Annotated in this window: 16 protein-coding genes; 11 read left to right on the forward strand and 5 right to left on the reverse strand. The window is 65.8% G+C overall.

Annotated features, from left to right (window positions below; translation table 11 throughout):
• A complete protein-coding gene (locus F8197_RS10655) occupies nt 1–2121 on the forward strand; it encodes a GGDEF domain-containing protein (protein ID WP_308937340.1) in 2121 nt (706 codons plus the stop codon).
• Between the two features lie 12 nt (nt 2122–2133).
• Here the strand turns inward: F8197_RS10655 and F8197_RS10660 are convergent, their stop codons facing one another.
• Entirely contained in the window at nt 2134–2502 is a 369-nt protein-coding gene (locus F8197_RS10660; protein WP_019923029.1) for a hypothetical protein, read from the reverse strand.
• Nucleotides 2503–2579: 77 nt separating this feature from the next.
• Nucleotides 2580–3002: a hypothetical protein gene (locus F8197_RS10665; protein WP_227012184.1), complete on the reverse strand. Its 423-nt coding sequence runs from the start codon at nt 3000–3002 to the stop codon at nt 2580–2582.
• Nucleotides 3003–3225: 223 nt separating this feature from the next.
• Here F8197_RS10665 and F8197_RS10670 point away from each other — a divergent pair, with 223 nt between their 5' ends.
• Entirely contained in the window at nt 3226–4302 is a 1077-nt protein-coding gene (locus F8197_RS10670) for a hypothetical protein (protein ID WP_152881790.1), read from the forward strand.
• A gap of 6 nt (nt 4303–4308) precedes the next feature.
• Here the strand turns inward: F8197_RS10670 and F8197_RS10675 are convergent, their stop codons facing one another.
• Nucleotides 4309–5229 (reverse strand): LysR family transcriptional regulator, encoded by a 921-nt coding sequence (locus F8197_RS10675; protein WP_227012185.1) that lies wholly within the window; start codon nt 5227–5229, stop codon nt 4309–4311.
• Nucleotides 5230–5338: 109 nt separating this feature from the next.
• Between F8197_RS10675 and F8197_RS10680 the strand changes: the two genes are divergently transcribed.
• Both F8197_RS10680 and F8197_RS10685 read left to right on the forward strand, forming a co-directional pair.
• Nucleotides 5339–6178, forward strand: a complete 840-nt coding sequence (locus F8197_RS10680; RefSeq protein ID WP_152881791.1) for a phytanoyl-CoA dioxygenase family protein — start codon at nt 5339–5341, stop codon at nt 6176–6178.
• On the forward strand, nt 6178–6993 hold the full coding sequence (locus tag F8197_RS10685; protein WP_152881792.1) for a sugar phosphate isomerase/epimerase: 816 nt from the start codon (nt 6178–6180) through the stop codon (nt 6991–6993). Before F8197_RS10680 ends, F8197_RS10685 begins: the two co-directional genes overlap by 1 nt.
• 4 nt (nt 6994–6997) lie before the next feature.
• Here F8197_RS10685 and F8197_RS10690 read toward each other — a convergent pair whose 3' ends face one another.
• Both F8197_RS10690 and F8197_RS10695 read right to left on the reverse strand, forming a co-directional pair.
• A complete protein-coding gene (locus F8197_RS10690; RefSeq protein ID WP_227012186.1) occupies nt 6998–8056 on the reverse strand; it encodes a CHASE domain-containing protein in 1059 nt (352 codons plus the stop codon).
• A 3-nt stretch (nt 8057–8059) separates the two neighbouring features.
• A complete protein-coding gene (locus F8197_RS10695) occupies nt 8060–9187 on the reverse strand; it encodes an HD domain-containing phosphohydrolase (protein ID WP_019923037.1) in 1128 nt (375 codons plus the stop codon).
• Between the two features lie 118 nt (nt 9188–9305).
• On the opposite strand from F8197_RS10695, the gene F8197_RS10700 reads away from it, so the two are divergent.
• The 7 genes from F8197_RS10700 to F8197_RS10730 all read left to right on the forward strand — a co-directional run bounded on the left by F8197_RS10700 (nt 9306) and on the right by F8197_RS10730 (nt 18812).
• Nucleotides 9306–9791 (forward strand): MarR family winged helix-turn-helix transcriptional regulator, encoded by a 486-nt coding sequence (locus F8197_RS10700; RefSeq protein WP_056141125.1) that lies wholly within the window; start codon nt 9306–9308, stop codon nt 9789–9791.
• 24 nt (nt 9792–9815) lie between these two features.
• Entirely contained in the window at nt 9816–10562 is a 747-nt protein-coding gene (locus tag F8197_RS10705; RefSeq protein ID WP_152881793.1) for a 2OG-Fe dioxygenase family protein, read from the forward strand.
• 56 nt (nt 10563–10618) lie between these two features.
• Nucleotides 10619–11971 carry a hybrid sensor histidine kinase/response regulator gene (locus F8197_RS10710; protein WP_373996835.1) on the forward strand — a complete coding sequence of 451 codons (1353 nt, stop codon included), beginning with the start codon at nt 10619–10621 and terminating at the stop codon, nt 11969–11971.
• Nucleotides 11972–12242: 271 nt separating this feature from the next.
• Nucleotides 12243–12929: a CerR family C-terminal domain-containing protein gene (locus F8197_RS10715; RefSeq protein ID WP_152881794.1), complete on the forward strand. Its 687-nt coding sequence runs from the start codon at nt 12243–12245 to the stop codon at nt 12927–12929.
• Entirely contained in the window at nt 12926–14506 is a 1581-nt protein-coding gene (locus F8197_RS10720) for a TolC family protein (protein ID WP_152881795.1), read from the forward strand. Before F8197_RS10715 ends, F8197_RS10720 begins: the two co-directional genes overlap by 4 nt.
• 38 nt (nt 14507–14544) lie before the next feature.
• On the forward strand, nt 14545–15687 hold the full coding sequence (locus F8197_RS10725; RefSeq protein ID WP_373996836.1) for an efflux RND transporter periplasmic adaptor subunit: 1143 nt from the start codon (nt 14545–14547) through the stop codon (nt 15685–15687).
• 8 nt (nt 15688–15695) lie between these two features.
• On the forward strand, nt 15696–18812 hold the full coding sequence (locus F8197_RS10730; RefSeq protein WP_152881797.1) for an efflux RND transporter permease subunit: 3117 nt from the start codon (nt 15696–15698) through the stop codon (nt 18810–18812).
• Nucleotides 18813–18822 lie beyond the last annotated feature (10 nt).

Consider the following 18822-nt stretch of genomic DNA (forward strand, 5'->3'; position numbering starts at 1 on the left):
TTGGCTGGCGCCCTGGCGTCGGCGCTGGTCCCGGCCCTGGCGGCGGCGCAGGCGCCAGCACAAACCCAGTCCCAGGCGGACAACGAGGCATTGCGTGCGCGCCTGATCGAGATCCGTGAACAAAGCCGCTTTCTGCCTGAAAAGGCCCTGGCCGCGCTCGACCAGATCGGCCCCGAACTGGAAGGCAAAGCGGGCGCCCTGCAGGCCGACCTGCTCACCATCGAAGCGGACGCCCGCATGCGCCAGGGCCGCTACGATGACGCCATGGCCGCCGCCGAAAAGGCCATCGCGCTGGGCCGCGAGCTGCACGATGACGCAGTCGTTGCCAAGGCCCAGCTGACCAAGGTCTATGTGCTGTTTGCGCGCGCCGATGTCGATGCCGCCCACAAGCTGGCATTCGAGGCTGAAAAGCTGGCCATGCGCACCACCAACGCCGCCGTGCGCGCCCAGGCCACCATCACTGCCGGCCAGACCCACGCCGAGCAGGGCAACTTTCCGGCTGCACTGATCAAACTGCAGCAGGCAGTGGAAATCGCGCGCGGCGTCACCAGCGATCCCACCACGCTGGCGGCGGCGCTCAATGCGCTCACCCGGCTGCTGGTGCAAATGAAGGAGTTCGACCAGGCCGCCGCCAGCCTCGACGAGCTGATGGCCGAAACGGTGAAGCTCAATTCGCCGGGCCGCATGTCGATCGCCAAAAACGCCGAATACTGGCTCACCAGCGATACCGGCCAGATGCAGCGCGCCATGCGGGCGCTGCGCGCGGAACTGGAGATCGAGCGCAAGATGGGCGCCGAGCGCATGGCCACCACCACGCTGGTCAACCTGGCCGACCTTCACCTCAAGCTGCGCGACTATCCGCGCGCCGCCCAGTATGCGCAGGAAGCGCTGCATGTCACGCAGCGCAACAACGACGCCTCCACCGAAGCCACCGCCCGCGTCAACCTGGGCAACGCGCTGCTGGCCATGGGCCGCATCGGCGAAGGCAAACACCAGTTCGAAGCAGGCATGGAACGCTACGAAAAGGAAAACAACAAGCCGGAGCTGCAACTGGTACTGCGCGAGTACGGCGTAGCGCTGGAGAATGCCGGCGACCTGGCCGGCGCCCTGAAAGCCTACCACCGCGAGCGCGCGCTGTCGGACGAACTGTTCGAACGCCAGCGCCAGAAGTCGATGCTGGAACTGCAGGAAAAATACGAGACCGACAAGAAGGAACGCCAGATCGAGCTGCTCAGCCGCGAAAACCAGCTGCAGACGGCGGAACTGGACAACCGCGCGTTGCAGCAGCGCGTATGGTGGTTGCTGGCGCTGGTGTTCGCGCTGGCGGCGGTGGTGGTGGGCCTGTTGTACCGCAAAGTGCGCCAGACCAATGCGCGGCTCGAGGAAAAGAATCTCGAGCTCAAGGCTCAGTCCACGCTCGATCCGCTGACGTCGCTCTACAACCGCCGCCACTTCCAGGACTATATGCGCACGCTGGCGCCCATGCCGGCAGCGGCGCATGCGGGCTGGCCGCAAATCGAGCAGCGCGTGCACCACAGCGACGACCTGGTGGGCGCGCTGTTCCTGCTCGACGTCGACCACTTCAAGCATATCAACGACAGCTACGGCCACGCCGCCGGCGACGCGGTGCTCAAGAAGATCGCCGAAAACCTGCGGGTGGCACTGCGCGAGACCGACATGATCGTGCGCTGGGGGGGCGAGGAATTCCTGGCCTTCATGCCGGCCGTGCCGCGCGACGGCCTCGACGAGATCGCGCGCCGCATCCTGCAAGGCATTTCGGCCCAGCGCGTGACACACCAGGAGCACGAGATTGCGGTCAATGTGTCGGTGGGATTTGCGCCGTATCCGCTGGCGCCGGGCGCCACGCCGCTGGCGTGGGAACGGGCGGTGAACCTGGTGGACATGGCGCTGTACCTGGCCAAGGCCCACGGCCGCAACCGCGCCTACGGTGTACGCGGGTTTGCCCATTTCGAGCGCACGTCGATGGAGTCGATCGAACAGGACCTGGAACGCGCATGGCGCGAAGGCTACGTGGACCTGAGCGTGGTGCTGGGCGGCGCGCCGGAAGCACCGCCGCCGTCGCAGGACAACGTGGTGCGGTTCAGGCGCGCCGGCTCTTGATTGTTGCGGTAATTACTTGGTGGCTTCGCGCTCGGCAGCCTTCTGCTGCATGTTTTCGCCCGCCTGTTCCAGCTTGCGGCCAGCGGCATCGGTTGCCTGATTGAGCTTGGCGCCGGCGGTGTCCGCTGCGCGGTCGAGCTTTTCGCTGGTTTCCTTGGCAGCCTGGTCCATCTTGTGGCCGGCTTCGGTCATTTTCTGGTCGGCTTCGCGCGACGCCTGGTTCAGTTCGGCGCTGGCGCGCTCGCTGGCCTGGTCGATCTTGCGGCCGGCAGTTTCAGCCGGACCGGCGCCGACGGTGTCGTCCTTCTTCTGGCAGCCGCCCAGCAGCGCGGCCATGACCAGCACCGCACCGGCGGTTTTACCCAATGTCGTGATATTCATGTGCATCTCCTTGAAGAATGATTGTTGTCATTAGCATACAAGGAGTTGTGCCGATGCAGCGCACGCTACAACCAGGTTCAGGTATTGATTTTTTTCGGTGGCGGCGGTGGCGCAAAGACGATGTTTTCGGACTCGGGCGCGGTTGCCAGCGCGTCCGACGTCTCGAGCCAGTGCCGCAGTTTTTCCATGCGGCGGATCAGGATGCCCTTGCTGTTGATGTAGCCGACCTGCTCGAAGTTTTCCGGCTTGCTGATCATCTTGGAGACTGTGGGCAGGTTGTCGGCCAGTCGGTCGAACGCCTTGCGCGCCTTTTGCTCCCACTTGACCAGGTTCGGTTCGTTGAAGCGGTTGCTTTCGTAATAAATCGTCAACGTACGGTCATGGTTGCCGAAACCGACAATCGCCGCGCCCCGCCGCACTGTGTCGAGCACATCGTCCTTGATGTTCGCCGTGGGCACGAACAAGGCGGCCCGCGCGGTGGCGCTATCGGGTCGTTCCAACGGCAAATCCTGTCCCATTAATACGGTCATACACATCCTGTTCTGATCGCCAAGGAGTTGCTGTTAGGCTATATTCTTGATTTTATATCGCGGTCACGGCGCAAGACAAGGAGAAAGGCGGTGGAAAGCCCGCAGAACCGCCTACGGCGTGGCGCGCATGCGAATCCGGGGTGCTGCAGTGGCCTATAATGCCCGCTCCAGCGATCATTCCAGCCCCTTCACGATGTCTTCACCTGCCCCCGCCGCCCTCCCTGGCGCCAGCTTGTTTGCCAACTGCGGAACCATTCCCGCCGCCGCCGTCGATGCCGCCGAGCGCCATCTGCGCGACACCCTGGCCATCGCCATCGGCCACGCGTCGCCGCACGCCGCGCTGATCGTGCACGACACCCGCACCGACCTCAATCTGGCGCTGACCGAAGCCTACCGGCGCGTGGTGCCCGATGCGCGCTTCATCGACTTCGACGCCGTCGCGCCCGAGGACGTGCTGGCCGCGTTTGCGCTGCTGGACGCCGGCGACCTGGTGGTGCTGGTCCAATCGACCAGCTTCCGGCTCGAGGCCTTCCGCATCCGTATCGAGCTGTTCAAGCGCGGCCTGAAGGTGATCGAGCATGTGCACCTGGCGCGCATGCCCGGTGCGCAGGGACTGCATTACATCGAGTCGCTGGCCTACGACCCCGCCTACTATCGCGGCGTGGGCCACGCCCTCAAGGCGCGCATCGACGCCGCCAGCCACGGCATGGTCGATAGCGGCGACGGCGCGCAACTGGTGTTCGGTTCGCCGTTCGAAGCGGCAAAGCTCAATATCGGCGACTACACCGGCATGAACAACATCGGCGGCCAGTTCCCGCTTGGCGAAGTGTTTACGGAAGCGCGCGACCTCGAAGCCGTCAACGGCCGCGCGCGCATCTTCGTGTTCGGCGACACCTCGTTCCACGTCAACCAGCCGGCGGTGCCGGTCACGGTCATCATCGAAAAGGGCCGCGTGACGGGCACGGAGAACAGCACGCCGGAATTCGACAACATGCTGGCCATCATCCGCGCCCACGAGGGCGAAGTATGGCTGCGCGAACTGGGCTTCGGCATGAACCGCGCCTTCTCGCGCACCCGCATGGTGGACGACATCGGCACCTACGAGCGCATGTGCGGCATCCACCTGTCGCTGGGCGCCAAGCACGGGGTTTACACGAAGCCGCAGTTCAAGCGCAAGGATGCGCGGTACCACGTCGATGTGTTCGCGGTGACCGAGGGCGTGTATCTCGACGGTCAGCAGGTGTATGCGGACGGCGCCTGGCAGCCCTGATGATGTTTACAGGCCGCGCAACGCGCGGTCCCACGGCGGCTCCGGCTGGTACTCGGCCACCAGGTGATCGATCAGCGCCCTGACCTTGGGCGACGGCTGGCGGCTGGCCGGGTACAGCGCGGACAGGTGGTTGAGCGGCAGTTCCCAGTCGGTCAGCACCGGCACCAGCGTGCCCTCCTGCAGCGCGCGCCAGGCCAGGAAGGTGGTGTGGTACACGATGCCCAGCCCCTGCTGCGCCGCCTGGTGCAGCACCAGGCCATTGTTGGCGGTGAACGCCGCCTGCACCCGGACCGTCTCCCTTTGCTCGCCTTGGGAAAAATGCCAGGCCGTGCCGGCCGTCAGGTGGGAAAAGTGCAGGCAGCGGTGCGCGTGCAGGTCGTGCGGCGTGCGCGGCGTGCCGTGGCGCTCCAGGTAGTCCGGGCTGGCGCACAGCACCGCGCGGCATGGCGCCAGCGGCCGCATCGCCAGCGCGTGCACGTCCGGAATGCCGCCCACGCGTATGGTCAGATCGAACCCGTGCTCGATCGGGTCGAGCAGCGCGTCATCGACGTGCAGCGACGGCGCCAGTTGCGGATGGAGCAGGTTGAACCGCGCCACCGAACAGGCCAGCCACTCGCTGCCAAAGCTGGACGGCGCCTGGATGCGCAGCGGCCCGGCCAGTTCATCGCCAGCGCTTGCCACTGCGCGCGCCGCCTCGTGCGCCTGCGCCACGGCGGCAGCGCACGGCGCCAGGTAGGCCTGGCCGGCGTCGGTCAGGCTCACTTCGCGGGTGGACCGGTGCAGCAGGCGCGCCTGCAGGCGGTCTTCCAGTTGCAGCACGTGCTTGCTGACCATGGCGCGCGTGAGCCCCAGCCGGCGGCCCGCCTCGCTGAAACTGCGCTGGCGCGCCACCTCGACAAAAATCTCCATTGCGCGTAATTGGTCCATGCTTGATTGTCACCAATTTGGCGACAATGTGTCAATGCTTTGATCGTTGTTGGAGCCAGCGGTCGCGCTTACAATCGCTGATCTTCTTAATTGAGCCTGGAGCTGCAACATGTTGACAGACGCGCAAAAACTGCAATACCAACGCGATGGTTACCTGGTCGTGCCGAATTTCAAAAGCGCCGCCGACATCGCCGTGCTGCGCGAGCGCGCGGCGCAGATTGTCAACCAGTTCGATCCGGGCGCGCAGTCGGGCATCTTCAGCACCATCGAGCAGGAAAAGACTACCGACGACTACTTCCTCGGTTCCGACAACACGGTGCGCTGCTTCTTCGAGGAAGAAGCGTTCGGCGCCGACGGCCAGCTGAAACAAGACAAATCACTGTCGATCAACAAGATCGGCCACGCCATGCACGATCTCGATCCCACCTTCCGCGCGTTTACCGCCGACGAACGCCTGAACGCGGTGGCTCGCGATATCGGCCTGGCAGACCCCAGGGTATGGCAATCGATGTACATCTTCAAGCAGCCCGGCATTGGCGGCGAAGTGCGCTGGCACCAGGACGCCACCTATTTCGACACCGACCCGGTAAGCGTGACCACGTTCTGGTTCGCGCTGGAAGACGCCACGCTCGACAACGGCTGCATGTGGGCCGAACCGGGCGGCCACCGGGGCCCGATGCGCGAACGCTTCCTGCGCAACGGCGACCAGGTACGGATGGAAAAGCTCAGCGACATGCCGTGGCCCGACAACAGCACCGCCGTGCCGCTGCCGTGCAAGGCCGGCAGCCTGGTGGTATTCCACGGCCTGCTGCCACACTACAGCGCGCCGAACCGCTCGGCCGTCTCGCGCCACGCCTACACGCTGCACGTGACCGACGGCGCCACGACCTATTCGCTGCAGAACTGGATCCAGCGCGACGAGCGCCTGCCGGTGCGGGGCTTCATCTGATGCAGGTCCAGATTTTTGCCGCCCACTGGGGCAACAACGAGCTGCCGGCCGACGTGTTCATCGAACGCGTGCAGGCGGCAGGCTTCGACGGCATCGAGCTCTCCTTGCCACTGGACGCAGCCGCGCGCGACGACTGGACCGGCCGCATTGCCGCTGCCGGCCTGGCGCTGATCGTGGGCCAGTGGGAAACCGCGCTGGTGCCGGAGTTCGCGGCCCACCGGGCGGCGCTGGCCGAGCTGCTGCACAACGCCTGCGCGGCGCGCCCGCTGCACGTCAATTCGCAGACCGGCAAGGATTATTTCACGTTCGAGCAGAACTGCGAACTGCTCGAGATGGCAGCGGCAATCTCGCGCGAGCACGGCGTGCCGATCTACCACGAGACCCACCGCAGCCGCTGGAGCGCTCACCCGGCGCTGGCCCTGCCCTACCTGCGCCAGCTGCCCGACCTGCACCTGACGGCCGACCTGTCGCACTGGTGCTGCGCATGCGAGTCGCTGCTGGGCGACCAGCCGCAGACGCTTGCCGCAACGCTGCCGCGCGTGCGCCACATCCACGCGCGCGTGGGCCACGAACAGGGGCCGCAGGTGGCAGACTTCCGCGCGCCGGAGTCGCAGGCCGCACTGGCCGCCCACCTGTCGTGGTGGGACGAAGTGGTGCGCTTGCGCCGCGCAGCGGGCGCCGAGCGTTTGACCATCACGCCGGAATTCGGCCCGGTGCCGTACACCCAGACCTTGCCGTACACGGGAGCGGCGGTATCGAACGCGTGGGAGTTGAACGTGGCGATGCTGGGCCTGCTGCGCCAGCGCTACTGCTAAATCTTTACTGCTGCACCCTGCCCGCGCGGGCGGGTCGCAGCATGGCAATGGCGGCAGCGAGCGCGCTGATGACCGCGCCGGCCAGCGCCACCGCCAGCACCGCCGCCGACGCGCCGCCGTAGCGCACGCCGGGCTTGCCCTCGAAGCGCAGCAGCCAGCGCCGCTGGCCCACCTCCAGCACTTTTTCCGCCACCAGTCCCCCGTTGTCGGTCCCCTGTGGCGCGGCCTTGCCCGCGCTGTCGTACAGCAGGTTGCCCAGGTTGTCGCCAGCGGCGCGCGGCGCCATGGCGCCGTTGACGTAGCCGCCGTCCTCGATGCGTACGTGCAGGTGTTCGAGCAGCGCGCCATCGATCACCTCGCGCATCAGCGCATTGACCCGGAACACGATGGCGACGAAACCGACCAGCGCCGCGCCGCGCCGGGCCTCGGTATCGACCACGGCATCATTGCGGTACACCGGCGCGCGCGCCACGAAGCCCGGTTCGCCGGTCACATCCTGCACCAGCGTGATCGGCTCGGTGGCGACGATGCCGCCGCTGTCGCGCGCCAGCGTCACCGCGCGCAGGTGCGGCGGCAATGCTGCTAGGTCCAGGCCAACCGCGCTCTCGTTGCCTTTGACCGGCGCCGTGTACTCGATCACGTAGTGGACCGGCGCATGGGTGACCGGGTGCACGCGGAAGTTCGGATAGCCGCCCGCGTCCACGCTGGTGTCGGCGCGCACGGCAGCCACAAAGGCGTCGAACTGTTCTGCGGGCACGGCGCGCACGAACTGCACCGCCTGGAATCCGGGATAGCGGCGTTCGAGCTTGAGCTCCGCACCGAAGCGGTGGAAGCGCGCGCGGTCGATGCGGTCGTCGAGCGCGTACATGCCCTTCAGGCTCAAGAGGACATCGAAACAGGTTTGCAGCCGCGCCTCGGTATCGCGCGCGACCTTCTCGGTGTCGCGCTGGAAGCGCATCTCCATCTGCGCGCGCTGGTCGGCGTGCACCAGCCAGCAGAGCGCGCCGGTCAGGCCCAGCCCGACGGCAAGGGTGACAAGACCGCGCGCGCGCATGGGCTGCATGGCCTACAGGTGCTGTGACAACAGCGGACCGATGCCGTGCTCGAGGTCCTGCACATTGTCGGCGTAACGCTCGGCGATGTCGCGGAACTCCTCCTCGGCTGCCAGCATGGCATCGACCACGTCGGGATCGAAATGTTCGCCGCTGGCCTGGCGCACCATTTCCATCGCGGTTTCGTGGGTAAATGCGGGCTTGTACACGCGCTTGGAGATCAGCGCGTCGTACACGTCGGCCACCGCCATCAGCCGCGCGGCCAGTGGAATCGCGTCGCCCTTCAGCCCTTCCGGATAGCCGGTGCCGTCGTATTTTTCCTGGTGCGAATAGGTGATCTCGCGCGCGTAGCGCAGGAAGGTGTTGGTGTAGCCCAGGTGGTTTTCGACGTTGACGATGGCGTCGCGGCCGTACACGGTGTGCATTTTCATCACCGAGAACTCGGCCGGCGTGAGCGCGCCGGGTTTGAGCAGGATGGCGTCGGGGATCGACACCTTGCCGATGTCGTGCAGCGGCGCGGCCTTGTACAGCGACTTGATGTTGGCGTCGCTCAGTTCCTCGGCAAAGCGCGGGCTGCCCTGCAGGCGGCGCGCCAGCGCGACGACGTAGTGCTGCACGCGGCGCAGGTGGTTGGCGGTTTCGTATTCACGCGTCTCGGCCAGCGAGGCCAGCGCCCAGATCATGGCGTCGAGCATCTGGCTCAATTCCGCCGTCACTTCTTCCACCACGTGTTCGAGCAGGTTGCGCTGCTGCTTGAGCAGCTCGCGCGCATGGCGTAGCTGCAAATGGGTGTCCACCCGCGCGCGCAGCACCTCGCCGACGAACGGCTTGGGAATGATGTCCACCGCTCCCTCGCAAATGGCGCGCGCCTCGTCGGGTTCCGACTGCAGGAAGATCAGCGGGATGTCGGCCGTGTCAGGGCTCGATTTGAGCTGCTGGCACACGGTGTAGCCGTCGATGTCGGGCAGCGCGGCGTCGAGCACCACCAGGTCGGGCCGGGGCACGTGCTCCATCACCATCAGCGCGGCGCGGCCGCTGTTGGCCAGGCGGACCTCGTAACGGTCCTGCAACAGGCTGTTCATCTGGATCAGATTGTCCGAAGCCTCGTCAACGATCAGCACGATGGCTCTTTTGGCATTCATCTACCGCACTCCCTGAAAATTAGCTATTAGCAACATATGACCACATCATACCCTGTCAGTGACGACAATTTACAGGCCATCGCTTGCAATTGTATAGCGCACTACCCATAATGGGATCATGAATACCAAAACTTCCTCCGTCCCAGCTCCTGCCGAAGACGCTGCAGGCGCCGGCCAGGCGCCGCAACTGGACCAGCAACTGTGCTTCGCGCTGTATTCGACGTCGCTGGCGATGAGCAAGATCTACCGCAAGCTGCTGCGCGGCCTGGGCCTGACCTACTCGCAGTACCTGGTGATGCTGGTGCTGTGGGAAAAGGACGAGCAGACCGTGTCCGAAGTGGGCGAACGGCTGTTCCTCGATTCGGCCACGCTGACGCCGCTGCTCAAGCGCATGGAAGCGGCCGAACTGCTCACCCGCACCCGCGCCGCCGTCGACGAACGGCAAGTGATCATCAAGCTCACTGCAAGCGGCGACGCCCTGCGCGCGCAGGCGGCCAAGCTGCCGCCGTCCATTCTGCAAGCCACGCGCTGCTCGGTCGAGCAGGTGGTGGACATGAAACAGCAACTCGACACCCTGCGCGCCAGCCTGATGGCCGCCGGCTAAATATACCGTCCTACCGATATCGCCATGAAGCCATTCAACCCGATCTACACGCCGCGCGCGCAGGCGGCCGAAGCGCTGCGCACCCAGGGCTACGCGCTGCTGTCGCCGCAGGACGTGGCCGCGCTGGCCGGCGTATCGCGCGACGCGCTCGACGCCCTGGCCCCGAGCTGGAACGCGCTCGAACCCGACCAGTACCTCAAGGACGGCGGCCGCTACCGGCGCCGCCGCCACTCCTGCTTCGTGCAGGAAGGTGACCGCCTCACGCAAACCACGCACCGCGCGCACTGGCAGCCGCTCGAATACAACGCCCTGCACGGCGGCATGCACCGCCTGTTCGAGCCGGTGATGCCGGCCACCGTGGCGCAGCCGGCGTGGCCGGCGCTGATCGCCGCCATCGGCCAGCTATGCAGCGCAGCCAGGGATAGCAACCAGCCGTGGTACGTGGAAGCGCACCAGTTCCGCATCGACACCGCCGACGGTATCGGCCGCCCCACGCCCGAAGGCGCGCACCGCGACGGCGTCGATTTCGTTGCCGTGATCCTGGTCGCACGCGACCAGGTCAAGGGCGGTGAAACCCGCGTATTCGAGGCCGACGGCCCCAACGGCAAGCGCTTCACCATGACCGAACCCTGGACTTTGCTGCTGCTCGACGACGCCACCGTGATCCACGAATCGACGCCGATCCAGCCGCTGCACGTCTACGGACACCGCGACACACTGGTCCTTACCTGGCGCGCCGGCGCGTTCCAGGGCGAGGAAAAACCCCTGTAGCGGACTAAATCCGCTATAGTCACAATAGAAAATTCAAGCATTCAGGAGGGTGGTCAGTGGACGCCAGCTATGAGATACAGCCCGATGAAATCGAAATACTGATCGTCGAAGATAGTCCTACCCAGGCCGAGCGTCTGCGCCGGCTGATCCAGTCGATGCGCTATCGCGCCCGCGTGGCCGGCAACGGCCGCCTGGCGCTCGAAGCCATCCGCCAAAGCAAGCCGCACCTGGTCTTGTCCGACATCGTCATGCCCGAAATGGACGGCTACACGCTGTGCCGCGCCATCAAGTCCGACCCCGAACTACGCGATATCCCGGTCATCCTGGTCACATCGCTGATGGACCCCAAGGACATCATTCGCGGCATCGAATGCGGCGCCGACAACTTCATCCGCAAGCCCTACGCGGAAGACTACCTGCTCAACCGCATCGGCCACATGCTGATGAACCAGAAGCTGCGCCGCAACCAGAACATGGAAATCGGCATCGCCCTGTACCTGGGCGAGCAAAAGCACTTCATCAACGCCGAGCGCCAGCAAATCCTCGATCTGCTCATCTCCACCTACGAGCAGGCGGTGCAGGTCAATGGCGAACTGCAAGCGCGCGAGCGGCAGGTCATCGAGCTCAATATGCGCCTGGCCAACCATGCCGGCGAGCTCGAAACCATCAACCGCGAAATCGCGCTGAAAAACCTCGAGCTGGCCGAAGCGAGCCGCATGAAGTCCGCCTTCATCGCCAATATGTCGCACGAGCTGCGCACGCCGCTCAACGCCATCATCGGCTTTACCGGCGCGCTGCTGATGAAGCTCCCCGGCCCGCTGACCGGGGAACAGGACAAGCAGCTCAACACCATCCGCACCAGCGCACGCCACCTGCTCTCGCTCATCAACGACATCCTCGATGTGGCCAAGATCGAAGCCGGCAAGGTCACGCTTGAAGTGCAGAAGGTGCAGTGCCAGAACCTGGTGCGCGACGTGGTGGACACCCTGCGTCCGCTGGCGCTGCAAAAGAATCTCACGCTCGAAATCGACCTGGCCGACGAACCGATCGTGCTCGAAACCGACCAGCGCGCGCTCACGCAAATCCTGCTCAACCTTGGCAACAACGCCATCAAGTTCACCGAGACCGGATCGGTGCGTGTCTCGCTCGCGCAACGCGCGGGCGAAGGCCAGCAGATGATCGAATTCTCGGTGGCCGACAGCGGCGCCGGCATCCGCGAGGAAGACCAGAACAAGCTGTTCCAGGCCTTCTCGCAGCTCGATTCCACGTCCACCCGCCACGCCGAAGGCGCGGGCCTGGGCCTGTACCTGTGCCAGAACCTCGCCAACCTGATTGGCGGTTCCCTGTTCTTCAAGAGCGACTTCGGCCAGGGCAGCACCTTTACCCTGGCGCTGCCGCGCCGCGGATAAAATATATTTCGCACATGGTAGTTCTACGGTATTGCAGCGCAACATAAAAGGGGATATATTGGAACTGTCTCCTCCAACCGTTCGCTGAACATTGGAATTAAGCCCGCCACCTTTACAGGTCGCGGGCATTTTTTTTGCCCGCATTTTGCCCGTATGCCTGGCTGCAAATAATCACGGATTTGATTGTGCCGTGCAGCACAAATCTCAGCAATAAACTAAACAACCGATTTAGTTATATCAATCGTTTGAATTGTGTGCTGTAATCGCAGCCATGAATCCCAAATCTACCTCCTCTTCCGCCGACGACGCCCGCAAGCCGCGCTCGGACGGCGAGCAGTCGCGCGAACGGCTGCTGCACGCGGCCATGCGCCTGTTCGGCCAGCAGGGCTTTTCCAAGACCTCCACCCGTGAAATCGCCCAGGCGGCCGGCGCCAACGTCGCTGCCATCAGCTACTACTTCGGCGACAAGTCCGGCTTGTACCAGGCCTGCTTCGGCTTCCTGTGCACCACGCCCGGCGGCAACGTCGCCGCGTTCGAGCAGCCGCACTTCACGCTGCGCGAATCGCTGCAGGGCTATTACCACCAGATGCTGGCGCCGCTGTTGCAGCACGAGGACGCCGACCTGCTGCTGCGCCTGTTTTACCGCGAGATGCTCGAGCCCACCGGCCTGTGGCAGCGCGAGATCGAAAACAATATCAAGCCCGAACATGCGGCGCTGCTGCGGGTGCTGTGTCGCCACCTGGGCACGCAGGAAGTCACCGACGACCTGCAACGCCTGGCCCATGCGATTCCGAGCATGTGCGTCACGCTGCTGATCGCGCGCGACGTCATTGCCGCCGTCTCGCCGCAACTGGTCGAGTCGCCTGCCGCGTTCGCGGTATGGGCCGAGCAGCTGGTCGATTACGCCGAGGCGCTGGTGCAGGTCGAAAAAAACAAACTTCAACAAAGGACAGCATGAACAGGACTTTACGGGTTGCCGTGGCGTGCGCCATGGCGGCGATGTTAGGAGCTTGCGCAGTCAAGGCGCCGGCGCCGCAAGTGGATGCGCAAGCGCCCGCGCAATGGCAGGCTCCCCTGCCCCACAACGGCAGCCGCGCCAATCTCGCCACCTGGTGGCGCCAGCAGACCGACACGCTGCTGGCCGAATTGATCGAAGCGGCGCAGGCGGTCAGCCCCACCGTGTCGTCGGCCGCCTCGCGCATTGCGCAGTCGCGCGCCGACCAGGTGGCGGCCGGCGCCGCGCTGGTGCCCAACGTGGACGCAGCGGGCAGCATCAGCCGCGCCAACCAGCAGTCGCTCACGCCCATGGGCACCACCTCCCAGGCGGCATTGCAGGCTTCGTGGGAGATCGACCTGTTCGGCGCCAACCGCGCCGCGCGCGACGCCGCGCAAGCGCGCTACCAGAGCGCGCAGGCCGGCTGGCACGACGCCCGCGTATCGGTGGCGGCGGAAACCGCCAACCAGTATTTCGCCCTGCGCGCCTGCCAGCAATTGCTGGACGTGGCCAGGCAGGACGCCGCCTCGCGCGCCGACACCGCGCGCCTGACGGAACTGTCCGCCGGCGCCGGCTTCGAATCGCCGGCCAACCTGGCGCTGGCACGCGCCAGCGCCGCCGACGGCAACAGCCGCTACCTGGCCCAGCGCGCCAGCTGCGACGTCAACGTCAAGGCGCTGGTGGCGCTGACGGCGATGCAGGAGCCGGAGTTGCGGCGGCGGTTGGCTGGTAATGCCGATGCGAACGCTGGTGGAGCTGGTACTGGTGCTGGTGCTGGTACTGGTGCTGGTGCTGGTGCTGGTGCTGGTACTGGTACTGGTGCTGGTGTCGTTGCCGGCGCCGGTATCGTTGGTGCGACTGGAGCCAACGCCGGCGATAGCGGCGGCGCCAGCGTGCCGGCGATGGCGCCAGCCTTCGGCGTCACCGAACTGCCAGCGCAAACATTGGCCCAGCGCCCCGACGTTTTCACCGCCGAGCGCGAAGTGGCGGCCGCCAGCGCGGAAGTGGGCAGCGCCCGCGCCCAGCGCTATCCGCGCCTGACCATTTCCGGCGCGGTCGGCATCGCCAATTTCCATAGCGGCGGTGTCAATACCAAGACTGACACCTGGACTATCGGCCCGGTCTCGGTATCGGTGCCGATTTTCGACGCCGGCCGGCGCCGCGCCAACGAGGATGCCGCCGGCGCCCGCTACGACGCCGCTGTCGTCAGCTACCGCGCCACGGTGCGCCAGGCCGTGAGCGAAGTCGAGCAGGCGATGGTCAACCTCGACAGCACGGCGCATCGCACGCTGGACGCCGGCACCGCCACGCAAGGCTACCGCACCAACTTCAACGCGGTGGAGCAGCGCTACAAGAACGGCATGGCCAGCCTGTTCGAACTGGAAGACGCGCGCCGCACCCGCCTGGCCGCCGAACAGAACCAGGTCACGCTGGCGCGCGAGCGCAACGCCGCCTGGGTGGCGCTGTACCGCGCCGCTGGCGGCGGCTGGACCGCTCCTGCTGCCGTTGGTAACTCTGCTGACACCGCAGCACCCAACTGATACCTGATCCCGGACTTATGAAAACTCTGAAATCGACTATGAATCCTGCGAATTTGAAGCCCACCGTGCTGGCCCTGCTGGCGGTGTTCGTGGTGGCCGGCGCCGGCATGGCGTTCTATTCGCCCGCCACGCAAGCGGCCGACGATAAAAAAGCTGCCGCGCCCAAGCCCGCGTTGACCGTCACCGTGGTCAAACCGTCGTCCGCGCGTCTGCCCATCACGCTGGCCGCCAACGGCAACGTCGCCGCCTGGCAGGAGGCCAGCGTCAGCAGCGAATCGAACGGCTTGCGCCTGACCGAAGTGCGTGTCAACGTGGGCGACGTGGTCAAGGCCGGCGACGTGCTGGCCGTATTCTCGGCCGACACCGTCAACGCCGACGTGGCGCAGGCCAAAGCGGCCCTGCTCGAAGCGCAAGCCAATGCCGCCGATGCCGTGGCCAATGCCGCGCGCGCCCGCACGCTCCAGGATTCCGGCGCGCTCAGCGCCCAGCAGATCAGCCAGTACAACACCGCCGAACAAACCGCCAACGCCAGGATAGCCTCGGCCCAGGCGGCGCTGGCCACGCAGCAGCTGCGCCTGAAATACACGAAGGTGGTCGCGCCCGACAGCGGCGTGATCTCGGCGCGCACGGCCACCGTCGGCGCGGTGTCGGCGCCGGGAACGGAGCTGTTCCGCATGATCCGCCAGGGCCGCCTCGAATGGCGCGCCGAGGTGGTAGCACAGGACCTGCGCAGCATCGTGCCCGGTTCGACCGCGCTGGTGAAAGCGGCCAACGGCAGCGAAACCACCGGCAAGGTGCGCATGATCGCGCCGACGGTGGACCTGCAAACCCGCTCGGCGCTGGTGTACGTGGACCTGCCGCAGAACGCCGGCTCGAAAGACGCGCCGTTCAAGGCCGGCATGTTCGCCAGCGGCAAATTCGAACTGGGTTCGTCCGAGGCCCTGACCGTGCCGCAGCAGGCCATCGTGGTGCGCGACGGCTTCAGCTTCGTGTTCCGCCTCACGCCAGACAACCACGTGGCACAGGTGAAGGTGCAGCCGGGCCGGCGCCTGGGCGACCGCATCGAAGTGGTGGGCGGCCTGAAGGCCGATACTCCGGTGGTGCTGCGCGGCGCCGGCTTCCTCAATGACGGCGACCTGGTACACGTGGTGGCCGAGCAAGCCGCTACCGCCTCCAAGTAAGGAACGCCATGAACTTTTCCGCGTTATCGATCAAGAACCCGATCCCGGCGATCATGCTGTTCGTGCTGCTCACGCTGGCAGGCCTGATGGCCTACAAGGCCAACCCGGTGCAGGACTTCCCGGACATAGAGCTGCCCATCGTCACCGTCACCGCCACGCTTGAAGGCACGGCGCCGGCGCAGCTGGAAACCGAAGTCACGCGCAAGATCGAGGATTCGGTGGCCACGCTGCAGGGCGTGAAAAACATCTATTCGACGGTGCTTGACGGCGTCTCGACCACCACCGTCGAATTTATCCTGGAAAAGCCGATCTCGGACGCCGTCAACGACGTGCGCGACGCGGTGGCGCGCGTCAAAGCCGACATGCCGGCCGAGCTGCGCGATCCGTCCGTGACCAAGGCTGCCACCGCCGGCCGCGTGGTACAGACCTTTACTGCCGCTGCGGCCAATATTCCCGGCGAGAAGATGGACACGCAGGAGCTGAGCTGGTTCGTCGATAACGTCGTGGCCAAGCGCCTGCTGGCGGTGCCGGGCCTCGGTGCGGTCAAGCGCGTGGGCGGCGTCTATCGCGAGATCCGGGTGGAGCTCGACGATGCGCGCATGGCGGCGTTGCGCGTCTCGGCGCTCGACGTTTCGCGCCAGTTGCGGCTGGTGCAGAGGGAGGCGCCGGGCGGGCGCGGCGACGTCAGTGGCGCCGAGCAGTCGGTGCGCACGATTGCCACCGTCAAGAGCGCGGCCGAACTGGCCGCCATCGAACTGCCGCTGACCGACGGGCGCCGCGTGCGCCTCGACCAGGTGGCCACCATTACCGACACCGTGTCGGAACCGCGCGCGATCGCCATGCAGGACGGACGCGAGGTGGTGGGCTTTGAAGTGTTCCGCACCAAGGGCGCCAGCGAAGTGGCCGTGGCCCGGGGCGCGCGCGCCGCCATCGAACAGCTCAATCTCGACAACCCGAAAGTGGTGCTGCAACAGGTGATCGACAACGCGATTCCGGTCGAAGAAGATTTCGATGGCTCGATGCACCTGCTGTACGAAGGCGCGCTGCTGGCGGTACTGGTCGTGTGGTGGTTCCTGCGCGACTGGCGCGCCACGCTGGTGGCCGCCGCCGCGCTGCCGCTGTCGGTGATGCCGGCGTTCCTCGGCATCTGGCTGTTCGGCTACACGCTCAACATCGTCACCCTGCTGTCGCTGGCGCTGGTCGTCGGCGTGCTGGTCGATGACGCCATCGTCGAAATCGAAAACATCGAGCGCCACCTGCGCATGGGCAAAACGCCGATGGAAGCGGCGCTGGAAGCGGCCGACGAAATCGGCATGGCGGTGATCGCCACCACGTTCGCACTGGTGGCCGTGTTCCTACCCACCGCGTTCATGAGCGGCGTGCCGGGCCTGTTCTTCAAGCAGTTCGGCTGGACCGCCGTGATCGCGGTACTGGCCTCGCTGGTGGTGGCGCGGTTGCTCACGCCGATGATGGCCGCTTACCTGCTCAAGCCTGCCGTGCACAAGGAAGAAAAAGACGGCTGGATCATGACGCGGTACATGCGCACCATGCAGTGGTGCCTGCGCAATCGCGGCAAAACGGCCATCGCTTCGCTGGTGTTCTTTGCCGGCTCGATTGCGCTGGTAGGCCTGCTCCCTACCGGCTTCGTGCCAGCGGCCGACCGTTCGCAAACCCAGATCAACCTGGAACTGCCGCCCGGCTCCACGCTGGCCGAAACCCGCGTGGTGGCCGAGCGCGCGCGCCTGGCGGCGATGCAGGTACCTGGCATCAAGGCGGTATTCAGTTCCATCGGCGGCGGTTCGAGCGGCGACGCCTTTGCTCCCGGCGCGGCCGCCGAGGCGCGCAGCGCGGTGCTCACGCTGTCCACCGTGCACCGCACCGACCGCAAGGAATCGATGGCGGACCTGGAAGCACACATCCGCGAACAGCTGAACAACGTGCCCGGTGCGCGCTTCAAGGTCGGCCCGCCCGACAGCGGCGTCAAGATGCAGCTGGTGCTGCGCAGCGACGATCCGGTGGCGCTGCGCGAGACCGCGCAAAAGGTCGAACGCGAGATGCGCACGCTGCAAGGCGTGGGCAATGTGCGTTCCACCGCGTCGCTGGTGCGCCCCGAGATCATCGTCAAGCCGGACTTCGCCAAGGCGGCCGACCTCGGTGTAACTGCCAATGCCATCGGCCAGACCGTGCGCGTGGCCACCGCCGGCGACTACGACACCGACCTGACCAAGATGAACCTGCCCGAGCGCCAGGTGCCGATCCGCGTCAAGCTGCCCGACGCCGTGCGCGCGGACCTCGACGCCATCGGCCGCCTGACGGTGCCGGGCAAGAACGGCCCGGTGCTGCTGGCGACAGTGGCCACCATCACCATGGAAAGCGGCCCGGCGCAGATCAACCGCTTGAATCGCAGCCGCAACGTCACGTTCGAGGTGGAACTGGGCAAGCGCACCCTGGGCGAAGTGAACACCGAGGCGCGCGCCCTGCCCACCATGCAGAACCTGCCCAAGTCGGTCCACATCGCGGAACTGGGCGACGCCCAGGAGATGGCGGCGCTGTTCAACAGCTTCGGCACCGCCATGCTGATCGGCGTGCTGTGCATCTACTGCGTGCTGGTCTTGCTATTCAAGGACTTCATGCAGCCGCTCACCATCCTGGCCGCGCTGCCGCTGTCGATCGGCGGCGCCTTTGTGGCGCTGTTGATCACGGGCCGGGCGCTGTCGATGCCGTCGATGATCGGCCTGATTATGCTGATGGGGATCGTCACCAAGAACTCGATCCTGCTGGTGGACTACGCGATCCTGGCGCGCCAGGCCGGCATGAACCGCTTCGACGCGTTGGTCGATGCCTGCCACAAGCGCAGCCGCCCGATCCTGATGACGACGATTGCCATGGGCGCCGGCATGATGCCGCTGGCGCTGGGTTGGGGCGCCGACCCGAGCTTCCGTTCGCCGATGGCAATCACGGTCATCGGTGGGCTGATCACCTCGACCTTGTTGAGTTTGCTGGTGGTGCCGGCGGTGTTTACTTACGTGGACGATTTCGAGCACTGGTTGCAGCGTTTGATGCGAAAATTACGCCGCGAGCCGGAACCGGGACCGGATCCAAAAACACATCCGGCCACCACTTAAGGAGAACACG

The organism is Duganella sp. FT27W, from assembly GCF_009295655.1.
GTDB lineage: Bacteria > Pseudomonadota > Gammaproteobacteria > Burkholderiales > Burkholderiaceae_D > Rugamonas > Rugamonas zoogloeoides.